This window comes from Shewanella sp. POL2 (assembly GCF_000282755.1).
Taxonomy (GTDB): Bacteria; Pseudomonadota; Gammaproteobacteria; order Enterobacterales; family Shewanellaceae; genus Shewanella; species Shewanella xiamenensis.
On the sequence record NZ_AKZL01000064.1, the window covers coordinates 1 to 25,679 of the forward strand.

A 25,679-nucleotide genomic window follows, 5' to 3' on the forward strand; every position below is an offset into this window, starting at 1 on the left:
GCGCTAAATGCATACCAGATGAAGCACCCGCAGCAGCAGCGTCTAATACGTTAGCTGGCTTATCAGGATCTTCTGGTAATTCATCCATGTCGTTTTTAGCAACTTCAGTTTCTGGATGCATCAGTTTAGCCATTAATAGACCACCTGGTGCCGCCATGAATGACGCAGCAACTAAGTACTCAATAGGCACGCCCATTTGCGCGTAACCAGCCAATACTGAACCTGCGATAGAAGCTAAACCACCCACCATGATCGCAAACAGTTCTGATTGAGTCATAGTAGGAATGAATGGACGAACAACTAACGGTGCTTCAGTTTGACCAACGAAGATGTTAGCAGTCGCAGACATAGATTCAGTACGGCTTGTGCCTAATGCTTTTTGCAGACCACCACCGATGATACGGATGATCCACTGCATGATGCCTAAGTAGTACAGAACGGCGATTAAAGAAGAGAAGAACACAATAACTGGCAACACGTTTACCGCGAAGATAAAGCCGAGTTTGAAGTTAGCTAAATCACCGAACAGGAAACCGATACCGTTTTGTGCATAACCGATAACGCTAGATACGGCGTCAGATACACCTTTCAGGATATCTTTACCGACAGGAACGTACAGTACAAAACCACCGAAGGCGGCTTGGATGGCTAATGCCCCACCCACAGTACGCAAGTTAATTGCTTTTTTGTTATTCGATAGGAGGAAACCTATCGCAAGTAGGACGACCACCCCTACTAAGCTCATCAATATATTCATTAACCATCACCCTATTGTTAACACTTTTTAATTATGTTGTTAATCAACCTATTTCCGAGTCAGATTATACCCGAGAGAAAGTCGAAAATCGTCGTTTTGATCAAAATTTTGGAGTTTAATTTCAATCGCTTAGAGCAAAATGCTATTGCGACATACACCTGTTTAACCAAAAACAACTAAAGGTCAAACAGTTGCATTGCATTCGACACCAAGTGTTCTGATATTAGAACACTAGATTTTTTTTGCAAAGTTGCAATTTTGTCTATAAAAAGTACAGCATTAGCGGGTTGATTGCGTTTTTCTGTAACATTTAGCGGAGTCATGGCTGGAGAATCAGTCTCAAGCAGGAAACTTTCTAAGGGTAATTGACTGACAGTTTTGAGCAGTTTTTTCGCATTCGGATTCATCACTAAACCACCAATGCCTAGTTTAAAACCTAGCTTAGTGTATTCGAGTGCAATATCAGGACTACCAGAAAAGGCGTGTATTACGCCCGCTTTTGGGAGTTTATGGCGCTTTAAATGGAATAGCACCTCTTGATGTGCCTTTACCGCATGGACGATAACGGGCAAATTCTGCTCATAAGCAAGCGCCAACTGAGCGTCAAAAAATGCTAACTGGTTGCTCCAATTGTCAGCATAAAGTTTGTCTAACCCACACTCACCAATGGCAACAAAACGGGGACATTCTCGTAACTGAGCAACCTGTAATGTTAATTCTGTGATGGCTTTATCAACATCTTCCGGACAAAACCAAGGGTGGATCCCTAAGGCAAAATAACACTGGTATTGCTCAGCAATTGCCAATTGTTTAGTCCAGTGTTGTGGTGAGACTCCTGGAATAATCAGATTATCGATGCCCGCATGATGCATACGCTGTATGACTTGATCGCGGTCACTATCAAACTCGACAAAATCGAGGTGCGCGTGGGTATCTAGCATCATCAATCTGTCACTCCGTTTTTGTATCTCCATTCGATGATTGCGCTTTTATTCGACAATCAGCTTTAGTTCGAATTAATGGCGGATCTTCTAATCTTGGCATGCAACAACGACGATTCTCTGGCGTCAGCCCCATCTTGTCACACCAACGGATATAAGCCTGCCACGCCCGAGTTATCCAACTTATCATCAATCACCCCACAAATTTTAGATACAAAAAAGGCGGTGAATCACCGCCTTTTACCCTAGAGTCACTTACCTGTTAGTGTTCGCGCGTTTTAGCGAACTCGATATCAGGGTATCTTTCCATTGAAAGATTTAAGTTAACCATAGTTGGCGCAATGTAAGTTAAGTTATCACCACCGTCGAGCGCCAAGTTTTGGCTACACTTGCGGCGGAACTCTTCTAGCTTACGCTCATCTTTACAATAAACCCAGCGCGCAGTTGAAACACTAATACCTTCGTAAATTGCCTCAACGTTGTACTCGCTCTTTAAGCGGCCAACAACCACTTCAAACTGGAGTACACCCACGGCTCCCACGATCAAGTCATTGGTATCTAAGGGACGAAACACCTGCACAGCCCCTTCTTCAGATAGCTGAACTAAGCCCTTAAGTAATTGCTTTTGCTTGAGTGGATCGCGCAGACGAATACGGCGGAACATTTCAGGCGCAAAGTTAGGTACACCGGTAAAGCGGAACTTTTCACCTTGAGTGAACGTATCGCCGATACGAATGGTTCCGTGGTTATGTAAACCAATAATATCACCAGGATACGCCACTTCAGCGCGCTCACGGTCGCCCGCCATAAAGGTCAACGCATCGCTGACGTTAACATCTTTGCCGATGCGCACATGGTGCATCTTCATGCCTTGCTCATAGCGACCAGAGCAAACACGCATAAAGGCAACACGGTCACGGTGTTTAGGATCCATGTTTGCTTGAATTTTAAACACAAAACCGGTGAATTTTTCTTCGTCAGGCATGATCATCCGCACATCGCTTTCACGAGGTAGCGGTTTAGGCGCCCACTCCACAATACCATCGAGGATATGATCAACACCGAAGTTACCTAATGCGGTACCGAAGAACACTGGCGTAAGCTCACCCTTTAAGAAGGCTTGATGATCAAACTCGTTTGATGCTCCGCGAACCAGTTCCATTTCATCACGCAGATCAGCGGCATAGCTACCAATCGCTTTATCCAGATCAGGGTTATCGATACCTTCAATCACACGGCGCTCTTGAATTGTGTGTCCCAAACCGCTTTGGTATAGCACCACTTCATCGCGCAGAATATGGTAAATACCCTTAAATTCTTTACCGCTGCCAATAGGCCAAGTAATAGGCGCACAGGCGATATTAAGTACGTTCTCGACCTCATCCATCAGTTCGATAGGATCGCGAATATCACGGTCGAGTTTGTTCATAAAGGTCACGATGGGTGTATCGCGCAGACGGGTCACTTCCATCAATTTGATGGTACGATCTTCAACACCCTTTGCGGAGTCGATAACCATCAAGCAAGAGTCGACCGCCGTTAAGGTGCGGTAAGTATCTTCCGAGAAGTCTTCGTGGCCAGGGGTGTCGAGTAGGTTAACGAGCGCACCACCATAGGGAAACTGCATGACAGACGTTGTAATCGAAATACCACGGTCTTTTTCCATTTCCATCCAGTCAGACTTAGCGTGCTGACCCGACTTTTTACCCTTAACGGTACCCGCTTTCTGCAGCGCGTTTCCGAATAACAGCACTTTTTCGGTAATGGTGGTTTTACCCGCGTCGGGGTGCGATATAATCGCGAAGGTGCGACGTTTATCGACCTCTACTTTATTGTCTGACATTTAACCTATGCACTCGTATCGCTAAAAAAGGCGCAAATTATAGCGCCTCAGTGCGAGCTTGGCTAGGCAAAGCCCAAGATGAGCCTCGGGCGATAAGACTTATTTTGTGCCTTCGAGCAACCCTTTGACCTTTGCCAGCTCAATTCGCGCATATCTGTGCTCAACAAAGTCATAAATATTAGTCGCAAGGGCGAGACGGAAATAATTTGCAGCCTCTTGATATTGCTTATTGGCAATAGCCATTTTGGCAAGATAGAAATAAGCTTCACATAAACGTTCAGCATATTCTTTAGGATGAGTGAGGCCTAACTTGGCATCGGCAAATACCTGTTCACGACTCTTAACGCCCAGATAATAATCAACAATCACGGTTGACCATGCATCCGCTTCAAGCCCCTTACGGTGTTCCTGTAGCTGGCGTTTAGCCTCAACGGCATTATCCTTTGATTGGATCAAATACAACCATAATGCTCGGTAACCATCTTTATTATCGGCAGCATAGAAGGATTGCATATCTTTTAAGGCAAGATCGTTACGGTCACCATAATAAAGCGCGATACCACGATTCAAGTAGGCATAATCATAGTTTGGCGATAACTCTAATACACCATCAAACGCCTCATAGGCACTATCGTATTCCCCCTCTTGGGTATAATAAATACCAAGGAAATTATAGGCATCGGCTAAGTCTGGTTGCAATTTTAGCGCTTGCATAAAATCGATGCGCGCCATTAAACGCAAGCCCACACTGTCGTAAATTACCCCACGATCGTAATGGAAACGAGCGCGCTGCTCGTTGGTCAATTCAACAGCTGATAAAATCTCATTGAGCTTAGCAAGGGTCACCTCGACTTTATAATCAGTCATCACCGGGGCGATAACCAATTTACCTTCAACGTCATTTTGGTTGTCTAAGGGGGATTGAGTGGTCGCACATCCAGCCAACATCAAGCTGGCACCCGCCAGCACAGCAACAACAGCGGTTCTAATTTTAAGACTCATCCATTTCTACCTTTTTAGATTCCCAACTCACGCAGAAGAATGTTCATGATAGCAATCCCACAACTGGACTGCTATTGAGGAATAGCATTAAACACAACTTTATTAAACCCAAACAAACAAAAAGGAGATCAATTGATCTCCTTTTAGTCACGTCACGTCGAAACTGACACCGATAATGTCTGTTTAGACCATTATTCAGCAGCAGACTCTTTAGTCTGTGCTTCTTTGATTGACAGTCTTACACGGCCTTGACGATCCACTTCCATCACTTTAACGGTGACTTCTTGGTTCAGTTCAAGGTGGTCTGAGACATTAGCAACACGCTCATCGCTGATTTGCGAAATGTGCACTAAACCATCTTTACCTGGCAGAATGTTAACGAAGGCACCGAAGTCAACGATACGGATAACTTTACCGTTGTAGATACGACCCACTTCAACTTCTGAAGTGATTTCTTCGATACGACGAATAGCTTCTTTGGTGGCTTCGCCATTAGAAGAAGCAATTCTTACTGTACCGTCATCTTCAAGCTCGATAGTCGTGCCAGTTTCTTCGGTCAGTGCACGAATTACCGCGCCGCCTTTACCGATAACATCACGGATCTTCTCTGGGTTGATCTTGATAGTTGTGATACGTGGAGCATGGTCAGAGATATCATCACGGTGCGAACCAATCGCTTGATCCATCACGTTTAGGATATGTACACGTGCGCCATAGGCTTGTTGCAGTGCAATTTCCATGATTTCTTTGGTAATACCTTCGATCTTGATATCCATCTGCAGTGCAGTCACACCGTCACGGGTACCGGCTACTTTGAAGTCCATGTCACCTAAGTGGTCTTCATCACCTAAGATGTCAGACAGAACCACAAAGTCATCGCCTTCTTTCACTAGACCCATAGCGATACCCGCTACAGAAGTCTTGATAGGTACACCCGCATCCATCAGCGCAAGAGACGTACCACAGACTGATGCCATAGAGCTTGAACCGTTAGATTCAGTGATTTCAGAAACCACACGCACACTGTATGGGAACTCTTCAGCAGATGGCATTACTGCGTTGATACCGCGCCATGCTAACTTGCCGTGGCCGATTTCACGACGCTTAGGTGAACCCACCATACCTGTCTCACCAACAGAATAAGGAGGGAAGTTGTAGTGCAGCATGAAGCGGCTAGTGCGCTCGCCCATAATGCTATCAATCTTCTGTGCGTCACGCTCAGTACCTAAAGTACAAGTCACCAGCGCTTGGGTTTCGCCACGGGTAAACAGTGCACTACCGTGGGTACGTGGTAATACGCCTGCCAATACGCTTAATGCGCGAATCATATCTGGCTCACGACCATCGATACGCGGCTCACCACGGATGATGCGACCACGAACTACTTTCTTCTCTAAGCTACCGAGCAGACCATCAACTTCACGTAAATCAATATTAGGATTGCTTGCTAATAACGCTTCTTTCGTTGCAGCTTTAACTACAGCAACTTGAGCATAACGATCTTGCTTTACTTGGATTTTATACGCATCGCCTAAACCCGCTTCAGCAAGCGCTTTGATTTGAGCAACCAGCGTTTCATCTTGCACTGGAGCAGTCCAATTCCAAGCTGGTTTACCGGCTTCTGCTTTGAATTCAGCAATCGCTTTGATAACCACTTGTTGTTGGTCGTGACCATAAACCACTGAGCCTAACATCACTTCTTCTGGTAAGGCTTGAGCTTCTGACTCAACCATCAATACCGCGCTCTCAGTACCTGCAACAACCAAGTTTAGTTGGCTGCTTTCTAACTGAGTCACTGTTGGGTTCAGTACGTATTCGCCATTGATGTAACCCACACGCGCCGCACCTAATGGACCGCTGAATGGAATACCCGAAATGGCAAGCGCCGCCGAAGTACCGATCATCGAAATAATATCCGGCTCGATTTGTGGATCGACAGATACCACAGTGATGATAACTTGAACTTCGTTGGTGAAACCATTGGGGAAAAGAGGACGAATTGGACGGTCGATCAGGCGAGCGATTAATGTCTCATCTTCTGAAGGACGGCCTTCACGCTTAAAGAAACCACCAGGAATTTTACCCGCTGCGTAGCTCTTTTCTTGATAGTTAACAGTCAGAGGAAAGAAGTCACGGCCTGCATCGGCTTCTTTTTTACCTACAACAGTGACTAACACTGTCGTGTCACCCATACTCGCTAACACGGCTGCATCAGCTTGACGCGCTATAACGCCTGTTTCCAGGGTGACTGTATGTTGACCATACTCAAAACTCTTTACAATTGGATTCACGTGACCCATTCCTTAATTAATGACCTTGAATTACGCGCGTAAGTATACTGCAATTATGAACCATAGATAAAGAGCAGATAATGATGACAAACTGCTATCTTTTCACTAAAGTGGTTAAATCAACAAAGAGTTATGCTCTACAGTGATATAGGCAATCCCCTCTGGTGAAAAATAACAATTAAAAGGAAGATCTGAATGACGGGTCGTTTTAAATCCCTAACTTGGAAACAGACTAACCTCGTCGTTTTTACTGCGTTATTTTTTGCTATCGCTATTTTTATTGTTGAAATTGCCCTTGTGGTGGTATCCACCAAACAACAACTCACTACCACTCAACAGGAATTGCTCGATTCGGTAGAACAACCTTCAGCTAACGCCGTTTGGGCACTAGATGATAATCTCGCTAGACAAACCTTAGAAGGTGCAATAAAAGTTGAGCATGTCGGCTCAGCAGTCATCGAACTCGATGATGGCTCCATGTTTGTGTCAGTGAGTAATAATCAGAAAACCAGCTCACAAACTTTTATAAGCCTCAGCAATAAACTGTTTGATGATCTTAAAGAAATTTCACGCCCACTGTATCGTCCCTTCTATTTCGAAGGCACACAAAAACAACAACTTATTGGCACATTGACTATTTTCTATGACACACAGGAACTGACTAATACCCTCTTTAGCCAACTCAGGTTTAGTTTTTTTGCAACCTTAGCCCGTGCACTTTTGCTCACCTTGGTATTATCTGTCGTCTTCCACCGCTTCTTAACCCAGCCGATAGCCCGGATAAGTGAAGCAATCGATAAAATCGCACCCGATTCGCCCGACGAAAACCTGCTCCCCATGTCCAATGCACATAAGGATGATGAATTGGGACTGGTAACGTCGAAATTTAATCAGATCTTAATTCAATTTAGTCAAACCCAGTCAAAACTTCGAAAAATGGCAACACGAGATCCACTCACCGGATTGCCTAATCGTACTTTACTGCTCGAAACAATTGCCGTCACAATCCAACGCTCTAGAGTACACAAACGTAGCTTTGCCCTGATGTTTATCGACCTAGATCGCTTTAAAAATATTAATGACTCCCTAGGACACGCCCTTGGCGATCAATTCCTCGCCCGTATCGCGCGCATCCTCGAACGTGTAGTGGGTGATAAAGGCACTGTATCTCGCCTAGGCGGTGATGAATTCGTTATTTTAGCCGACTCAGTTCACTCTCCAGACCAAGCTGCTGACTTTGTCGATAAACTCTTAGTGCAACTTAATGTCCCCATCCAATTAAATGAACACGCGATTCACCCTGCGGCTTCTATCGGAATATCTATCTATCCTGAGGATGGAAATAGCGCCGAAGATCTTATCCGCCATGCTGATATTGCGATGTACAGTGCAAAAGCGGCAGGTTCTAATCAATGGGCTTTCTTCAAACAGCAAATGACAGAACGAGCTGCGGTTAGACTTCGGACAGAAGCATCACTACATGATGCACTGAAAAATAATGAATTTCTGCTCTACTTCCAGCCTAAGCTTGATCTGCAAACAGGTAAAATTACCGGATGTGAAGCCTTAATTCGTTGGCAAAAAGATGGCCGCTTAATTAGTCCCATGTCCTTTATTCCGGTGGCAGAAGAAACCGGCATTATTATCCCTATCGGTCGTTGGGTGATAGAGCAGAGTTGCCGAGTACTCCGGGAGTGGCAGAAGAAATATAACTATGCCATTCCTATCGCAATTAACGTCGCCTCACAACAATTTGCCGACGCAAGCTTAGTCTCTGATATCAAACAAATGGCGCTACGATACCAAATTCAACCCGAGTTATTAGAAATAGAGATTACTGAAACCTCATTAATGAATGATATAGAACTTGCTATCAACAAATTAGAGCAACTTAAATCGGCAGGATTTGGTATCGCGGTAGATGATTTTGGTACTGGTTATTCCTCCCTCTCTTACTTACGCCATCTGCCAATCACCACTATGAAAATTGACCGCTGCTTTGTTTCCGATCTTCCCAAGGATAGTGCAATTGCATCAACAATCTTGATGTTAGGTAAGCAATTAAACCTAACTATTGTGGCTGAAGGGATTGAGAACGAGCTGCAACTCGATTGGCTTAAGAGTAATGAGTGCCAGATAGGTCAAGGCTTTTACTTTAGCCAACCTTTACCACAGGCTGAGTTTGAGACGCTATATATTGCCAGTCAAACTGCAACCATTAGTAATATTGATGGATTACGTGGTGCCTAATGTACTGAGGATATAGTTCAACATACTGAATTTTAGGCAATAAAAAGGAGGCTAAGCCTCCTTTTTACGTTAATCGACGAGAGATTAACGACGTAAACCTAACTTTTGGATCAGCTCATTGTAACGTGTAGCTTCGGTACGCTTCAGGTAAGCTAATAACTTACGACGAGCGCTAACCATACGTAACAGACCACGACGTGAGTGGTGATCGTGAATGTGCTCTTTGAAGTGATCTTGCAAATGGTTGATTTGAGCAGTTAACAGCGCAACTTGAACTTCAGTTGAACCAGTGTCGTTTGCGCCACGGCCAAATTCAGCCAGGATTTTTGCTTTCGCTTCAGTACTTAGTGACATGTGTCTCTCCAAATATAAAATGTGAATCCCTAGCCGATCACTAACTCAGCCAGAGGGCGCGCTATTCTACCCATAATCTTTGGCATGCGCAATAAAAGCGGTGGAATAATATCCGAGCAAATCCATTAAGATGCTTTAGGTTCGTCGTGAATAACGACTAAACGCTTCGGGGCCAGTAAGCCATCATCATTCATCTCACCGATACCAACAAAACGACGTGCAGTCCCTAAGGTAATCCGTACCAGCTTATTTGCTTCTAAGTTCGCGACTCGCACCGCTTGACCTTGCATTAAGTAAGCTGCACTCGCATCAGGGACATTGACCTCAGGAAAATCGGCAACCGCCGTATCCATAGGTAACAGTAACGAATCCAACAAACTGCTTGGATCAAGTTGTTGTTCCTGTGCTTTAGCGACTAAGGCTTCTAGCTGCTCAAGAGTGACCATTTTATCGTAGGGATAATGTGCAACTTGAGTACGGCGCAGCATGATCACATGGGCGCCACAACCGAGCATTTCGCCTAAATCGTCAATAATAGTGCGAATATAAGTGCCCTTAGAGCAATGAATGTCTAAGGTTAGCTCATCGCCTTCTAGACCGATGAAGTTCAGTTCAAAGACAGTGATTGGACGCGCCTCACGCGGCACTTCAATCCCCTCTCGGGCATACTTATACAAGGGTTGGCCTTGATATTTGAGCGCTGAATACATGGATGGCACTTGCAAAGTATCGCCACGGAAATGCGCTAAGGCAGACATTAACTGCGCCTCTGTAAACTCGAGCGGGCGTGTTTGTACGACTTCGCCGTCTGAGTCGCTGGTATCGGTACGTTGCCCTAGTTTTGCCGTGACCAGATAACGCTTATCCGAATCGAGCAAATGCTGGGAAAACTTAGTCGCTTCACCTAAACAGATTGGCAGCATGCCCGTCGCCAGTGGATCGAGCGCCCCCGTATGCCCCGCTTTGTTGGCATTAAAAAAGCGCTTTACTCGCTGTAATGCAAAGTTGGAGCTCATGCCAGTGGCCTTGTCCAACAATACAATACCGTCAATAAAGCGGCCCTTTGAACGTCTTGCCATTACGCTTTACCTTCGGTGTCATCGCTCTCGTCAATGTCATTATCAACAACACCATCTTCAGCACTACCAAACTGTTGTTGTTTGGCTTTATCGCTGTTGATGACTTGGCTGACGAGATTAGACATACGCATGCCTTCAACCAATGAGCTGTCGTAAACAAAGCGAATTTCTGGCATCACGCGCAATTTCATGCGGCCTGCCACTAAGGTGCGAATATAAGGAGCGGCAGCAATCAGCGCGTTCAGCTTTTCTTGCACAACTTCTTTGTCTTCTTCAAAGAAGGTGACAAAGACTTTGGCGTAACTTAAATCGCGAGAAACATCAACGTCATTGACGGTCACAAAACCAATACGGGGATCTTTCATGTCGCGTTGTAGGACAACAGCCAGCTCTTGCTGTAACTGCTGGCCTATACGACGTGTACGACTGAATTCTTTTGCCATAATAGAGTTACCATAATAGCTAATGTCATTAAATTGAAAGGGCAGCTAATGCCGCCCTCTTTATCGTTACAGTGTACGTGCCACTTCGACGGTTTCGAATACTTCGATTTGGTCACCCACGCGGACATCGTTGTAGTTCTTAACACCGATACCACATTCCATGCCATTTCTAACTTCGTTAACGTCATCTTTAAAGCGACGTAATGATTCGAGTTCACCTTCGAAGATCACCACGTTATCACGCAGAACGCGAATTGGTGCGCTACGCTTGATGGTGCCTTCAGTCACCATACAACCAGCGATTGCGCCCAGTTTTGGTGATTTGAACACGTCACGAACTTCAGCCAGACCGATAATCTGTTGTTTGAATTCAGGTGACAGCATACCTGTCATCGCCGCTTTCACTTCATCAATCAGATTATAGATAACGCTGTAGTAACGTAAGTCAACACTTTCGTTTTCGATAGTCTTACGCGCTTGCGCATCGGCACGCACGTTAAAGCCAACCATAATCGCGTTAGAAGCCGCAGCTAAAGTCGCGTCGGTTTCGGTCAGAGCACCTACACCTCGAGCGATGATGTTTACTTTCACTTCGTCGGTAGACAGACCCATTAAGGAGTCGGTAATCGCTTCGAGTGAACCTTGAACGTCTGCCTTCAGAACGATGTTCAGTTCTTTCACTTCGCCTTCGGTCATGTTCGCGAACATGTTTTCCAGCTTAGACTTCTGCTGACGAGCTAATTTCACATCACGGAACTTGCCTTGACGGTACAGCGCGACTTCACGGGCTTTACGCTCGTCACGCACAACGGTTGCTTCATCACCGGCTGATGGCACACCTGACAGACCTAAAATCTCAACAGGGATTGATGGGCCAGCTTCAGTGATTGAACGGCCGTTCTCGTCTTTCATCGCACGGATTTTACCGTACTCTAAACCACATAGAACGATGTCACCTTGGCGCAGTGTACCTTCTTGAACCAGAATCGTTGCTACAGGGCCGCGACCTTTATCCAGTTGAGACTCAATAACCACACCAGCAGCCATACCATCACGAACAGCTTTGAGTTCAAGCACTTCAGCTTGGAGTAAGATACCCTCAAGCAAATCATCAACGCCTTCACCCGTCTTAGCAGATACGAAGGCAAACATGTTGTCTCCGCCCCATTCTTCAGACATCACGCCGTGCTGAGACAATTCGCTCTTCACGCGGTCGATATCGGCTTCTGGCTTGTCCATCTTGTTAACTGCAACAATTAATGGCACGTTACCCGCTTTAGCATGTTGAATCGCTTCAATGGTTTGCGGCATAACACCGTCATCGGCAGCCACAACGAGTACAACGATATCCGTCGCCTTAGCACCACGAGCACGCATTGCGGTAAACGCAGCGTGACCAGGGGTATCTAAGAAAGTGATCATGCCGTTTTCGGTCTCAACATGGTATGCACCAATATGCTGAGTAATACCACCGGCCTCACCCGCTGCCACTTTCGCGCGGCGGATATAGTCAAGGAGCGATGTTTTACCGTGGTCAACGTGACCCATAATGGTTACAACAGGCGCACGAGGCTCAAGCTTCACGCCGCCTTCTTCGTCACGCTCAGAAAGTACTTGTTGTTCTAATTCGTTTTCACGAATAAGTACCACTTTGTGGCCCATTTCCTCAGCAACTAACTGGGCGGTTTCTTGATCTAACACTTGGTTGATCGTAACCATTGAGCCCATCTTCATCATTTGCTTGATGATTTCAGTCGCTTTAACTGCCATTAAGTGAGCAAGTTCTGCCACTGTAACTGTTTCACCGATACGCACATCACGGTTAACGGCTGCAACTGGCTTATTGAAGCCATGAGCCATTGATTCTGGCGCTGTGCTGCGGTTACGCATGTGTTTTTCGCGACCATCGCGAGCATCTTTACCACCACGTTTGGTTTTGGCGGTATTTTTGTTACGCGCACGGCGGCCACGTTTTTCTTCATCCATATCAGACGAATCTTCAGCAGCGCGAGCCACTTTAGAGGTAGTGATATGGTGATCGCTATAGCGCTCAGCTTCTAAACGTTGACGCTCTTCTTCGGCCCAACGCTTAGAGTTTTCTTCTGCTAACAGACGCGCTTTTTCTGCCGCTTTGGCGGCTTCTTCGTCTTGTTTACGTTTAGTCGCAGCTTCTTGTACTGCTTTTAAACGTTCAGCTTCCAAACGAGCTGCTTCAGCTTCTGGTGACATATCTTTGGCTACTTTCACTTCCGCTGCCGCTTTCGCTTTTGCTTTCGCTTCAGCTTCTGCCTTCGCTTTCGCCTCTGCTTCCACTTTAGCCTTAGCTTCGGCTTCTGCCTTCGCTTTCGCTTCAGCTTCTGCTTTGGCCTTCGCTTCGGCTTCTGCTTTGGCTTTAGCCTCTTCTTCCGCTTTAAGCACTGCGTCACTCACATCACGTTTAACAAAAGTACGGGTTTTACGCACTTCAACTTTAACGTCTTTAGATTGACCACCATTACCGGCCACACTCAGGGTCGATACGGTTTTACGTTGCAGCGTCATTTTAGTCGGCGCATTATCGGCGCCATGTTGCTTCTTCAGATAATCCAGTAACTGCTGCTTCTCAGCTTCAGACACATTATCAGTGTGGCCTTTCTTAATTCCGGCCTGAGAGAATTGCTCAATCAGACGTTCAACACTTTTACCCACTTCCGTGGCCAATTTCTCTACGGTAGTATCTGCCATCAGTTAAATCCCCCTGTTGATCGACTTATGCTTCTTCGCCAAACCAACAGATGTTGCGGGCAGCCATGATCAGCTCACCTGCTTTTTCTTCTGTCAATTCTTCAATTTCGATCAAATCATCAATGCCTTGTTCAGCCAAGTCTTCTAGAGTCACGATACCTTTGCTCGCTAAAACATAGGCTAAGTGTCTTTCAACACCTTCAAGTGCTAATAACTCTTCACTTGGCTCCACACCATCTAGTGCTTCTTCGGATGCGAGCGCTCGAGTTGAGATCGCAGCCTTAGCACGTTCACGTAATGCTTCGACGAGATCCTCATCAAAGCCATCAATTGCCAATAATTCTGACACAGGTACATAAGCCACTTCTTCGAGCGAAGTAAAACCTTCATCAGCCAGTACTTGTGCAAAATCTTCATCTACATCCAGAGATTTCATGAATAAGCTCTTCACCTTAGCGCTTTCGGCTTGGTGTTTCTTGTTCATGTCTTCCACTGTCATCACGTTCAGTTCCCAGCCTGTTAACTGAGTCGCTAAACGCACGTTTTGACCATTGCGACCAATGGCCTGAGCTAAACTTTCCGCTTCAACAGCGATATCCATTGAGTGGTTGTCTTCATCAACGATGATAGAAGCCACATCAGCTGGCGCCATGGCGTTGATCACATATTGCGCTGGGTTGTCATCCCACAATACGATATCGACACGCTCACCACCGAGTTCATTCGATACCGCTTGCACACGTGCCCCACGCATACCAACGCAAGCACCAATTGGGTCGATACGACGATCGTTCGATTTCACTGCGATCTTAGCGCGAGCACCAGGGTCACGCGCCGCGCCCATTACTTCGATCAGTTCATCGGCAATTTCCGGCACTTCAACACGGAACAGCTCAATCAGCATGTCTGGCTTAGTGCGAGTTAAGAATAACTGCGCACCGCGCGCTTCAGGACGAACAGAGTAAAGCAGTGCACGAACACGGTCACCAGGACGGAAAGATTCGCGTGAAATCAAGTCTTCACGGAATAATACGCCATCAGCATTGTTGCCTAAGTCCACAACTACACTTTCGCGGGTTGCTTTCTTAACGACACCAGTGATCAGCTCACCTTCTTTATCTTGGAACTGCTCAACCACTTGCGCACGCTCAGCTTCACGTACTTTTTGTACGATCACTTGCTTAGCGGTTTGGGTAGTAATGCGATCGAACGCCACTGATTCAATTTGGTCTTCAATAAATTCACCTGGTTGAATCTCTGGATCTTCGAAACGTGCTGCTTCCAGGGTAATCTCACGGTATGGATTTTCTAACGCAACACCGTTGTCATCGATCACCATCCAACGGCGGAAAGTTTCATAAGCGCCAGTTTTACGGTCAATAGCAACACGAACGTCGATATCACCTTCGTATTTTTTCTTGGTAGCGGTAGCCAGAGCAGTCTCCAGCGCTTCAAAAATCTTCTCGCGTGGAACGGCCTTTTCATTTGAAACCGCTTCAGCGACTAGCAGAATCTCTTTATTCATTTTGTCTTGCCTCGTTCACCTTGAAACCATCAAAACTTTGCGATGATGTTGCCTTTACGGATATTATCCAAGGCGACAACCAGCTCTTTACCATTTACTTTCACCGACAGCATTTGACCGTCAACCTGAGTAATGGCGCCTTTTAAATTACGACTGCCCGCGACAGGCATAGTCAGTTGAAGCTTGACATCCTCGCCGATATAGGACGCATATTGCTCAGCAGTGAACAGCGGTCTATCTACACCAGGCGAAGAAACCTCTAAGGTATATTCAGTAGAAATAGGGTCTTCAACATCGAGCACAGCACTGACTTGGCGACTTACGTTGGCACAATCTTCGATATTGATGCCATTCTCACCATCAATGAACACGCGCAGGACTGAATGGTTACCCGCTTGAACATATTCAATGCCCCAAAGTTGGAAGCCGAGTGCTTCCACAGGCACTTTGAGCATGTCTGCCAGTCTGGATTCTAATGTTGCCAAATTTGACCCCCGAAAAAACAAAAAAGGGCTTAATAGCCCTAGTAAAACGCCGTAAACAATACGACAAATTTAAAAGTCCCAGACAACAAAAAACCCCGTAATGACGAGGTTATTAGCTTCAAGAACCTGTAAACCATAATGAATTAAACAACATTCATTACTAGGAGCTGGTTGCGGGGGCCGGATTTGAACCGACGACCTTCGGGTTATGAGCCCGACGAGCTACCAAGCTGCTCCACCCCGCGTCAACTGTGTGCAAGTATATTGACTATCGTCTTTGCTTGCAATAACTAAGTCAGTTCTTGTTTGGACTTACTTAGTTTAATTATGGTGCCGAGAGCGGGACTTGAACCCGCACGTCCGTTAGGACACAGCCACCTCAAGGCTGCGCGTCTACCAATTTCACCACCTCGGCGACACCTTTTACTAGTCAGGAATTTTGGTTTCTGACTTTTCGGTTGCTTGATCAACTGGCTGGGTAACCTGTTCATCAGCACCTAAATTTTTCCATGCATCTTCATTTTTTGCGTGGTTTGCACTTAAGTTGCCAATCAGCAGACTTAACGTGAAAAACGCAATGGCAAGAATCGCCGTTGTGCGTGTCAGGAAGTTACCTGAACCGCTTGAACCGAATAAGGTACCTGATGCACCGGCGCCAAAAGAGGCCCCCATATCAGCTCCTTTACCTTGCTGGATTAAGATTAGGCCAATTAAACCTAATGCAACCAACAAGTAAACAACCACTAAAACTTCATACATATTATGCGCTCATCGCTATGGTACACAGACTTAAAAACTCGGTAGAGTTTAAACTGGCACCGCCAATCAGTCCACCATCAACATCAGGTTGGGCAAATAAATCTGCTGCATTACTCGGTGTCACACTGCCACCGTACAAAATCCTGATATTTTCTCCGATAAACGGAGACACTTCAGAGAGACGCTTGCGTATAAACGCATGTACTTCTTGTGCCTGCTCTGGTGTCGCACTCTTACCAGTCCCTACAGCCCATAATGGCTCGTAGGCGATAATGGCGTTATCAAAAGCCATAGTGCCATTTTTTTGGATCACTATATCCAACTCTTCTGCAATCACCTCGAAGGTACGTCTTGCTTCACGTGCTGGACCCGATTCACCTACACATAAGATGGGGGTTAAACCGTGCTTTTGTGCAGCGGCAAATTTCTCCGCTACGATATTACTCGTCTCTCCGTACATACGGCGACGTTCTGAATGCCCGATAATTACATATCGGCATCCGCAATCTTTAAGCATCTGACCCGAAACTTCTCCGGTATAAGCGCCAAAGTCATGTTGACTTAAATTTTGAGCGCCCATCCTAACAAGTGAACCGTCTAACGCTTCCTTGTTTGCTTCTAGCAGTTGCCTGACGCTTTCTAGATAGATAGAAGGCGGGCATAAAACCACTTCAGCTGAATCATTTTGGAGCTTTGAGGCAAACTTCTTGAACAACTCTTGGGCTAACGCCGCACTGCCGTTCATTTTCCAATTGCCAGCTACCATAGGACGTCTGAGTGCCATCACTGTCTCCTCTGAAAGCGGCGTGAATAATAGCGAACCACTTATTAAGTTACAATAGCTAAATTCGAAATTTTTCAGATATTAGGTTGGAATGCTTACTTTTTACACGCCAAACCCTATTCCTGCTCATTAATGCAGCTAACACCTTCATTTTTAATCGGTATCAGCTGCACTCGACTAAAGATTGGTTTGATTAGCTCGCCGATTTTACCGCATCTGCAATCAAATTAGCGTGCGCTAACACAGCATTGTGATCATCACCTTCAACCATCACGCGAATTAACGGTTCAGTACCTGATTTGCGTAGCAATACGCGACCTCGAGCGCCCAGTTGTGATTCAACCTGAGCTTGAGCAGCTTTAACTTTATCAGAGCTTAATGGATCATGTTCGCCTTCAAAACGCACATTCACCAACACCTGTGGCAACATTTCCATTGCCGCAGTTAACTGCTCTAAGGTTGCATTTTGACGACGCATGGCCGCCAGCACCAAAATACCAGCAACAATACCATCACCGGTCGTGCCATGGTCGAGATTAAGAATATGCCCCGAGTTTTCACCGCCGATACGCCAATCGAGTTCTTTGAGTAACTCCATCACATAACGGTCGCCCACTTTAGAGCGAGCAAAGGGAATATCCAACGCCTGAAGTGCTAAATCGAGGCCAAGGTTAGACATTAACGTCCCAACCACACCTCCGCGTAACACACCACGAGCCTTGGCATCACAGGCAAGGATATAAAGAATTTGATCGCCATCGATCACCTCACCTTTGCTATTGACCATCATAATTCGGTCACCATCGCCATCGAGCGCAATCCCTAAATCGGCACTTTCGGCCAAAACAGTTTCACAAATCTTTGCCATGGACGTTGCGCCAACTTTGTCATTGATATTGACTCCGTTTGGTTTATCACCAATGGCAATCACTTCGGCGCCTAACTCGCGAAATACCGCTGGTGCGATGTGATAAGTTGCACCATGGGCACAATCGACGACAATTTTTAACCCTGTTAATGTGTGATCTGCAGGGAAATTACCTTTGCAGTATTCGATGTAACGGCCGCGTGCATCTTCAATTCGTGACACTTTGCCCAACAGATGTGATTCAACACACTCTAAGGGCTTTTCTAATTCGGCTTCGATTTCAAGCTCAAGATTATCATCAAGCTTACTGCCATCAGTTGAGAAAAACTTAATGCCGTTATCATAGTAAGGGTTGTGGGAAGCACTAATTACCACACCTGCTTCGGCGCGAAAAGTACGAGTCAAATAAGCTACCGCTGGCGTTGGCATGGGCCCCATCAGCATCACATTCAAACCCGCTGCCGAAAGGCCCGCCTCTAAAGCTGATTCAAACATATACCCCGAGATACGGGTATCTTTACCAATAATCACTTTCTTAGTGCCGCTACGGGATAACACCCGTCCAGCAGCCCAACCCAACTTCAATGCCAGCTCGGGTGTCATCTGGCCTGAACCTACCTTGCCACGAATACCATCGGTTCCAAAAAATTTACGTTCGCTCATATCGCCCCACAAACTTCAATGTGTCCCTTCGATTGGGATCATAATATTAATGAAATACTTAACAAAAATAGCCTCTATAGATATGCCTGTGTCGCTTGTAACACTTTCAGCATATCGACAGTTTCAGGGACATCATGGACACGAATAATATGTGCCCCTTTCTGGGCTGCTATCATGGCGCCAGCAAGGCTCCCAGCTAAACGCTCAGAGGTCGGCCTAGCAAGGAGGTTTCCTATCATGCTCTTACGGGATAAACCTATCAATATCGGCAGTTCGAACTGCGCAAAACACTCTAACTTTGCTAGCAGTTCATAGTTATGTTCTAAGGTTTTACCAAAGCCAAAACCTGGGTCGATTAACAACCGTTCCCGCGGGATCCCAGCCTCCAAACAGGCTTGAATACGCTCATTGAGGAATTTAAAGACATCGGCAACAACGTCGTGATATTCGGGCGCCGATTGCATAGTACGCGGCGCGCCCTGCATGTGCATCAAACAAATGGGCACATTCAACTGCGCCGCAGTCTCTAGTGCCCCAGGCTCCAATAACGCCCGAACATCGTTGATTAAGTGCGCGCCAGCATTTACCGCCTGTCGCATCACTTCTGGTTTACTGGTATCAACCGAAATCCACACATCATGGTGTTTCGCGACATATTCTACCAGAGGGATCACCCGTGCGAGTTCATCCTCAACACTCACATCGGCCGCCCCAGGCCTTGTCGACTCGCCACCGATATCGATGATGAGCGCTCCTTGAGCAACCATTTCATCGGCATGCTGGCACGCCAGTTCAAAAGAAGAAAACTTTCCACCGTCGGAAAAGGAATCGGGAGTAACATTCAGAATGCCCATGACTACGGGCGAAGCTAAGGATAAGCGTTTGGTTCCAGCAATTAATTCAAACACGCATTGACTCCATTTGGGACAGCTTGCTAGCGCGTTTCATCCGTATTCTGCGCAGTTCACTCATGTAACTGATTTATATTGAATGACAGCGCAGTCAATTTTCTAGCAAGATAAAACAAGAAAACCCCTTAACGGGGTTCTCTTTCAATTAACAAACGTTATTTAGCGGGTGACTCATCGGCATCTTTCAGCTCTGACTCAACAGGCGCTGACTTAACCACTTCGTCGACTTTAACCGCAGGTTCACCTTTGCCATTGCCTTTGTCATTTGAACCATTGTCATCTGCTTGCCAATCAGCAGGCTGACGCACTTCACGACGGTTCATCAAATCGTCAATTTGCAGTGAATCAATGGTTTCATACTTCATCAGCGCGTCTTTCATCGAATGCAGAATATCGATGTTATCCAGCAGAATTTGCTTGGCACGGCCGTAGTTTTTGTCGATAAAGGCCTTCACTTCAGCATCGATAAGCGTCGCAGTCTCATCGGACATCGCCTTGGCTTTACCCATGCTACGCCCTAAGAATACTTCACCTTCTTCCTCGGCATAGAGTAATGGACCAAGCTTGTCGGAGAAGCCCCATTGGGTCACCATATTACGGGCAATCGATGTCGCGTATTTAATGTCTTGCGAGGCACCTGTAGACACTTTTTCGCTACCGTAGATCAGCTCTTCGGCTAAACGACCACCGTAGGCAACCGAAATCTGGCTTTCTAACTTACGACGGCTTTGGCTAATCGCATCGGCCTCAGGTAAGAAGAAGGTCACGCCGAGTGCACGACCACGTGGAATAATGGTGACCTTGTGCACAGGGTCATGCTCTGGCACTAAACAGCCCACAATCGCGTGGCCCGCTTCGTGGTATGCCGTCATTTCTTTTTCGGCTTCCGACATCACCATAGAGCGGCGCTCAGCACCCATCATGATCTTGTCTTTTGCACGCTCGAATTCTTCCATACCGACCACACGGCGATTACCGCGCGCCGCAAACAGTGCAGCTTCGTTAACTAAGTTGGCTAAATCGGCACCGGAGAAACCTGGCGTACCACGGGCAATCACGCTCGCTTTAACATCTTCAGAAAGTGGCACTTTGCGCATATGCACTTTAAGAATTTGCTCACGACCGCGAACATCTGGCAAGCCAACAACCACTTGACGGTCGAAACGACCTGGACGCAGCAGCGCAGAGTCCAATACGTCAGGGCGGTTGGTCGCCGCAATCACGATAATCCCTTCGTTACCTTCGAAGCCATCCATCTCAACCAGCATCTGGTTAAGGGTTTGCTCACGCTCATCGTGACCACCACCTAAGCCTGCGCCACGTTGGCGACCTACGGCATCGATTTCGTCGATGAAGATAATACAAGGAGCTGATTTCTTCGCTTGTTCGAACATATCACGCACACGAGATGCACCAACACCGACGAACATTTCCACGAAGTCAGAACCCGAAATGGTAAAGAAAGGCACCTTTGACTCGCCAGCAATCGCTTTAGCAAGCAAGGTTTTACCTGTACCTGGTGGGCCAACCATGAGCACGCCCGTTGGAATACGGCCACCCAGTTTTTGGAATTTGGTTGGATCACGCAGATAATCGACCAGCTCTTTCACTTCTTCTTTGGCTTCATCACAGCCAGCAACGTCAGCAAAAGTGGTCTTGATTTGATCTTCGCTCATCAGCTTGGCTTTGCTCTTGCCAAAGGACATAGCGCCTTTGCCACCGCCGCCCTGCATCTGGCGCATGAAGAAAATCCATACTCCGATAAGCAATAACATAGGGAACCAAGAGATGAAGATTTGAGTTAGGAACCCAGACTCTTCGGCTTCTTGCCCTTTCATAGTGATGCCTTTACGGTCAAGATCATTAATTAAATCTTGGTCATACAGTGGCATGATGGTCGTGAATTTTTCGCCCGTGCGCTTAGAACCTTCGATAGTACGTTGGTCACTTTTCACTTCAACGCTGGCGACTTGTCCATCACGAACATTGTCTAGGAAAGTAGAATAATCCATCTTCTGCGATGACGAAGAAGAGGGGGAGTAACCCTGAAACACTGACATCAGCACAACGGCGATGACAACCCAGAGTATTAGATTTTTTGCCATGTCACTCAAATTACTAGACCTCATAAAGTCTTGCGATGATTAACGCTAGGGTACTACAACTTGTACCCTGTCGCCACAAGATAGACCTCACGGGAGCGTGCCCGCGACGAGTCCGGTTTACGTGTTTTTACGACTTTGAATGCCTCTTTAACCGCCTTCATATATTCGTCAAACCCCTCCCCCTGAAAGACTTTGACCGCAAAACTGCCGTTAGGTGCCAAAACTTGATGACACATATCTAACGCCAACTCGACTAAATACATGGCGCGCGGCTGATCGACACCATCTGAACCACTCATGTTGGGCGCCATATCAGACAATACAACGTCAACCTTATCCGCACCGACGCGAGTTAGCAATGCTTCGAGCACTTTCTCTTCACGAAAGTCCCCTTGCAAGAAATCCACGCCGACGATGGGATCCATAGGTAAAATATCACAGGCGATGACTTTACCTTTGTCTCCAGCTAGCTTAACAGCAACCTGTGACCAACCACCTGGAGCGGCCCCTAAGTCAACAACCGTCATACCTGGGCGGATCAATTGATCCTTTTGCTGAAGCTCTTCAAGCTTAAACGCAGCGCGAGAACGCAATCCCCGTTTCTGTGCTAGTTTGACATAATGATCATCAAAGTGTTCCAGCATCCAGCGATTGGAACTGGCCGTACGTTTTTTACCTGACATTTAAAATCCGCAACAATTGAGAGTTACACAAAGGCTATATAAGGGTAGAATAGCGGTTTTTCAACAGTAACTCAGCAAAAGTTGGTAGAAATGAACTTAACAACCAAACAAAAACAGCATTTAAAAGGTCTGGCGCATAATTTAAAGCCAGTGGTGCTGCTTGGTGCCAATGGATTGACTGAAGGTGTACTCGCTGAAATTGAAAGCGCACTCGCTTATCATGAATTGATTAAAGTGAAAGTAGCCTCTGCCGACAGAGAGCTAAAAAATGCCATCGTTGATGCCATAGTACGTGAAACTCAATCTGCAAAAGTGCAACTTATTGGTCATATTCTGGTGATTTATCGTCAATCACCAGAAATGAAAATTGCTTTGCCAAGAGCGAAATAATTTTCCAGCCTTAAACAAAACAGCCACTCAAATGAGTGGCCGTTTTGTTTTAACGTCTATGGTGTATCGCTAATGGGTTTAACTTGATAGTGCTCAGGGGCTAAGCCGAGAAACTCTGGCAAGGAGGTCCCGACTGATATCGAGGAGAACGTGCCGGTTAAAATGCCAATAAACATGGCTATCGAGAATCCTTCTAGCGGCCCACCGCCCATTATCCATAGTGCTCCAACCGTCATCAGAGTGGTCCCCGAGGTCACCATAGTGCGCGAAAATGTCGCGACAATCGCTTGGTTGTTAATCTCCTGAATCGCAAGTTTGGGTTTTGCAATCAATAATTCACGAATACGATCGGCAATAATGATTGAGTCATTCAGTGAGTAGCCAAGGATAGCCAGCACCGCCGCCAGCACGGTTAGATTAAATTCCATCTGTGTCAGCGCAAAAAACGCGAGTACAAAAATGACGTCGTGTACTAACGCAAATAACGCACCAGAGGCGAGGCGCCATTCAAAGCGATAACTCAAATAGCCTAAGATAGCTAACATAGCGACTAATAACGCGAGCCCCCCCTGCTCTGCTAGCTCTTTACCCACCTGCGGGCCGACAATACTGGTATTTAGCACTTGCACTTCGCCCAGTGGCACTAAGGTTTGCGCAATATCCACATTGCTTTGTGCAGTGTCGGCATAACGCAATACCCAGCGCCCAGGCTCACTCGCAGATATCACTGTCACTTCTTGCTGATAAGCCGCGTTCAGTAATGGCTGCAATTCGCTAGTGGTGATTCTTTTATCAAGTTGTACTTCGGTTACCACCCCGCCAGTAAAATCTAAGCCCCAATTAAAACCCTTCACGCCAATGATAGTAAGTGAGGCCAGCATTAAAAAGATCGAGATAGCGCTCGAAATATAGCGCCATTTAGTCAGATTAATATTCTTCATTTTTATACCCTCACATGACGGCGCGCATCACGCCCATAAACAAGGTTAATCAAGGCTCTTGAAGCAAAAATACCGGTAAACATACTGGTCAGAAGACCTAAGCCTAAGGTCAAGGCAAAACCTTGGATCGGACCATTACCGATGGAATAGAGCACAACTGCGGTGATCATCGTAGTGAAGTTGGCGTCGAAAATGGTTGAAAATGCACTATCAAAACCAGTATCGATGGCAAGGGCAAAGCTTCGTCCTTCCTTTAACTTATCTTTTATCCGTTCGAATATCAGCACGTTAGTATCGACCGCCATGCCGACAGTCAATACTAGACCTGCAATACCTGGTAAGGTCAGTACTGCACCAGGAATAAGCGCTAGTAGGCCAAACAGGATCACCATATTAGAAATCAGTGCCACGTTTGCCACCCAACCGAGGCGGCGATACCAGAGCGCCATAAATAGCAGCGTAATCCCCATACCTAAACCGAGTGCGGCAAAGCCGTTTTCAATATTTTCAGCACCAAGTGTTGGGCCAATAGTGCGTTCTTCAACGATTGTCACAGGCGCCGTCATTGAACCTGCACGTAGCAGCAGCGCTAATTGTTGCGCTTCTTGATAGGTCCCTGCACCAGTGATACGGAAACGATCACCTAGTTGGGATTGAATGGTCGCGACGCTAATGATCTGTTGTGTTTGCTTAGCTTTGCCCTGCTCATCCCGGCTATATTCGCTATAGGATGTTGCCATCGGCTTACCGATATTGGCGCGGGAAAACTCCGACATCTTCTGCCCGCCAATACGGTCGAGGTGAATGTTCACTTCGGCCATGCCCATTTCACCAATATTGGCACGGGCATCGACAATATGATCGCCACCTAATACGGGCGTGCGTGCCACATAAACGGGATTGCCAGATTTATCCTTCAGCACCTGCGCGTTCACTGAACCCGATTCTTTAACCTCAAAAAAGGCGAGGCTTGCGGTCGCGCCTATTACGTTTTTAGCGGCTGCTGGGTCTTGTACACCAGGCAGCTCGATGCGGATACGGTGTTCACCCTGACGCTGCACTAGAGCCTCAGTGATCCCCAACTCTTCAATACGGCTACGCATGATTTGTAGGTTTTGCTGCACCGTTAAATTACGTAACTTAATTTGCTCATCTTGAGCAAGCTTTACCACTAAGCCATTATCCCCATTGGTTAATTGCCATGTTGGATAGCTTTGCTGGATAAACTGACGTATGGCAGCACGGGCGTTATTGTCTGATGCTGAAGCATCCGTTAATGCAATCGCTATTTGTAATCCGGCATCATCGCGCGTGTTGTCAATACGCACACTGGCGCCACGGATTTGCTGTTCGCGTAAAAATTGTCTTAAGGATTCGACTAGGGCATCTGCTTGGGCTTGGTAGACAGGTTGCACATCCACATCCAGCAAAAATTGCACCCCGCCGCGTAAATCGAGCCCGAGCTTAATCGGTTCAAACCCCATATTTTGCAGCCAACTCGGCGCAGCACTCACCAATGCCAGCGTGAGTTCTTTCGGCTCACTCACCATGGATGACACTAAGGTCTTCACTAAGGTTTGCTCGCTGTCATCATTGAGTACAATAAGGGTTTGCCCATCTTCTGAGCTATTGGCGTTGCCATGTTGGGCATGCTTAACTTCGATACGCTTCACCTCAACGCCCTGCGCTTTTAATTTATCCCGCAGTTCAATAGGGGTTAAGTTAAGCCCTGCTTTAGCGCCCACCTGCACGGCGGCGTCTTCACCATACCAAGTCGGTAAAGCGCTAAATAACATCACAATAATCGTGACAATTAGCACAACGTATTTCCAAGCTGAATAATGATTTAGCAGCTTTTTACTCTGAATTTTATCCATAGAT

22 protein-coding genes and 2 tRNA genes are annotated in these 25,679 nt (G+C 46.5%); 2 read left to right on the forward strand and 22 right to left on the reverse strand.

Going from position 1 to position 25,679, the window contains the following annotated elements; all coding sequences use genetic code 11:
* The 6 genes from SHEWPOL2_RS15705 to pnp form a co-directional block, all read right to left on the reverse strand.
* A partial coding sequence (locus SHEWPOL2_RS15705) for a Na+ dependent nucleoside transporter N-terminal domain-containing protein (protein WP_037429702.1) occupies positions 1 to 757 on the reverse strand: 757 nt, incomplete at its 3' end.
* A gap of 176 nt (positions 758 to 933) precedes the next feature.
* On the reverse strand, positions 934 to 1,698 hold the full coding sequence (locus SHEWPOL2_RS15710) for a TatD family hydrolase (RefSeq protein ID WP_037429704.1): 765 nt from the start codon (positions 1,696 to 1,698) through the stop codon (positions 934 to 936).
* Positions 1,699 to 1,708: 10 nt separating this feature from the next.
* Positions 1,709 to 1,891, reverse strand: a complete 183-nt coding sequence (locus tag SHEWPOL2_RS23395; RefSeq protein ID WP_308219524.1) for a hypothetical protein — start codon at positions 1,889 to 1,891, stop codon at positions 1,709 to 1,711.
* A gap of 69 nt (positions 1,892 to 1,960) precedes the next feature.
* Positions 1,961 to 3,541, reverse strand: coding sequence for a peptide chain release factor 3 (prfC, locus tag SHEWPOL2_RS15720; protein WP_037429685.1), 1,581 nt, complete (start codon positions 3,539 to 3,541; stop codon positions 1,961 to 1,963).
* A 99-nt stretch (positions 3,542 to 3,640) separates the two neighbouring features.
* On the reverse strand, positions 3,641 to 4,543 hold the full coding sequence (gene nlpI, locus SHEWPOL2_RS15725) for a lipoprotein NlpI (RefSeq protein WP_037429687.1): 903 nt from the start codon (positions 4,541 to 4,543) through the stop codon (positions 3,641 to 3,643).
* A gap of 191 nt (positions 4,544 to 4,734) precedes the next feature.
* Positions 4,735 to 6,834, reverse strand: coding sequence for a polyribonucleotide nucleotidyltransferase (gene pnp / locus SHEWPOL2_RS15730; RefSeq protein WP_037429689.1), 2,100 nt, complete (start codon positions 6,832 to 6,834; stop codon positions 4,735 to 4,737).
* Between the two features lie 195 nt (positions 6,835 to 7,029).
* Between pnp and SHEWPOL2_RS15735 the strand changes: the two genes are divergently transcribed.
* On the forward strand, positions 7,030 to 9,084 hold the full coding sequence (locus SHEWPOL2_RS15735; protein WP_037429690.1) for an EAL domain-containing protein: 2,055 nt from the start codon (positions 7,030 to 7,032) through the stop codon (positions 9,082 to 9,084).
* 84 nt (positions 9,085 to 9,168) lie between these two features.
* Here the strand turns inward: SHEWPOL2_RS15735 and rpsO are convergent, their stop codons facing one another.
* From rpsO to rlmE, 14 genes are all read right to left on the reverse strand, one after another.
* On the reverse strand, positions 9,169 to 9,438 hold the full coding sequence (gene rpsO, locus SHEWPOL2_RS15740) for a 30S ribosomal protein S15 (protein ID WP_037415266.1): 270 nt from the start codon (positions 9,436 to 9,438) through the stop codon (positions 9,169 to 9,171).
* A gap of 125 nt (positions 9,439 to 9,563) precedes the next feature.
* Complete coding sequence (truB, locus tag SHEWPOL2_RS15745) at positions 9,564 to 10,517, reverse strand: tRNA pseudouridine(55) synthase TruB (protein WP_037429691.1); 954 nt, start codon at positions 10,515 to 10,517, stop codon at positions 9,564 to 9,566.
* Positions 10,517 to 10,960, reverse strand: coding sequence for a 30S ribosome-binding factor RbfA (gene rbfA, locus SHEWPOL2_RS15750; RefSeq protein WP_037429693.1), 444 nt, complete (start codon positions 10,958 to 10,960; stop codon positions 10,517 to 10,519). The genes truB and rbfA overlap by 1 nt, the downstream gene beginning before the upstream one ends.
* A gap of 66 nt (positions 10,961 to 11,026) precedes the next feature.
* Positions 11,027 to 13,684, reverse strand: coding sequence for a translation initiation factor IF-2 (gene infB, locus SHEWPOL2_RS15755; RefSeq protein WP_037415258.1), 2,658 nt, complete (start codon positions 13,682 to 13,684; stop codon positions 11,027 to 11,029).
* 25 nt (positions 13,685 to 13,709) lie between these two features.
* Positions 13,710 to 15,209: a transcription termination factor NusA gene (gene nusA, locus SHEWPOL2_RS15760; RefSeq protein ID WP_037415246.1), complete on the reverse strand. Its 1,500-nt coding sequence runs from the start codon at positions 15,207 to 15,209 to the stop codon at positions 13,710 to 13,712.
* A gap of 29 nt (positions 15,210 to 15,238) precedes the next feature.
* Complete coding sequence (gene rimP, locus SHEWPOL2_RS15765) at positions 15,239 to 15,694, reverse strand: ribosome maturation factor RimP (RefSeq protein WP_037415241.1); 456 nt, start codon at positions 15,692 to 15,694, stop codon at positions 15,239 to 15,241.
* 168 nt (positions 15,695 to 15,862) lie between these two features.
* A tRNA-Met gene (locus SHEWPOL2_RS15770) sits at positions 15,863 to 15,939 on the reverse strand.
* 83 nt (positions 15,940 to 16,022) lie between these two features.
* Positions 16,023 to 16,109 (reverse strand) — tRNA-Leu (locus SHEWPOL2_RS15775).
* An 11-nt stretch (positions 16,110 to 16,120) separates the two neighbouring features.
* Positions 16,121 to 16,453 (reverse strand): preprotein translocase subunit SecG, encoded by a 333-nt coding sequence (gene secG, locus SHEWPOL2_RS15780; protein ID WP_011716140.1) that lies wholly within the window; start codon positions 16,451 to 16,453, stop codon positions 16,121 to 16,123.
* Position 16,454: 1 nt separating this feature from the next.
* Positions 16,455 to 17,237 (reverse strand): triose-phosphate isomerase, encoded by a 783-nt coding sequence (gene tpiA, locus SHEWPOL2_RS15785; RefSeq protein ID WP_011071430.1) that lies wholly within the window; start codon positions 17,235 to 17,237, stop codon positions 16,455 to 16,457.
* Between the two features lie 193 nt (positions 17,238 to 17,430).
* Positions 17,431 to 18,768, reverse strand: a complete 1,338-nt coding sequence (glmM, locus tag SHEWPOL2_RS15790) for a phosphoglucosamine mutase (protein ID WP_037429695.1) — start codon at positions 18,766 to 18,768, stop codon at positions 17,431 to 17,433.
* 74 nt (positions 18,769 to 18,842) lie between these two features.
* A complete protein-coding gene (gene folP / locus SHEWPOL2_RS15795) occupies positions 18,843 to 19,676 on the reverse strand; it encodes a dihydropteroate synthase (protein WP_037429697.1) in 834 nt (277 codons plus the stop codon).
* Positions 19,677 to 19,834: 158 nt separating this feature from the next.
* Positions 19,835 to 21,808 (reverse strand): ATP-dependent zinc metalloprotease FtsH, encoded by a 1,974-nt coding sequence (gene ftsH, locus SHEWPOL2_RS15800; RefSeq protein WP_037429699.1) that lies wholly within the window; start codon positions 21,806 to 21,808, stop codon positions 19,835 to 19,837.
* A 29-nt stretch (positions 21,809 to 21,837) separates the two neighbouring features.
* On the reverse strand, positions 21,838 to 22,467 hold the full coding sequence (gene rlmE, locus SHEWPOL2_RS15805; protein ID WP_011625490.1) for a 23S rRNA (uridine(2552)-2'-O)-methyltransferase RlmE: 630 nt from the start codon (positions 22,465 to 22,467) through the stop codon (positions 21,838 to 21,840).
* Positions 22,468 to 22,557: 90 nt separating this feature from the next.
* Here rlmE and yhbY point away from each other — a divergent pair, with 90 nt between their 5' ends.
* Positions 22,558 to 22,857, forward strand: a complete 300-nt coding sequence (gene yhbY, locus SHEWPOL2_RS15810; RefSeq protein WP_011071425.1) for a ribosome assembly RNA-binding protein YhbY — start codon at positions 22,558 to 22,560, stop codon at positions 22,855 to 22,857.
* A 56-nt stretch (positions 22,858 to 22,913) separates the two neighbouring features.
* Here yhbY and secF read toward each other — a convergent pair whose 3' ends face one another.
* Both secF and secD read right to left on the reverse strand, forming a co-directional pair.
* The gene (secF, locus tag SHEWPOL2_RS15815; RefSeq protein WP_037429700.1) at positions 22,914 to 23,798 is read right to left on the reverse strand and encodes a protein translocase subunit SecF; all 885 of its coding nucleotides are present in this window, start codon (positions 23,796 to 23,798) and stop codon (positions 22,914 to 22,916) included.
* 2 nt (positions 23,799 to 23,800) lie between these two features.
* Positions 23,801 to 25,675, reverse strand: a complete 1,875-nt coding sequence (gene secD, locus SHEWPOL2_RS15820) for a protein translocase subunit SecD (protein WP_037415217.1) — start codon at positions 25,673 to 25,675, stop codon at positions 23,801 to 23,803.
* Positions 25,676 to 25,679: the final 4 nt, after the last annotated feature.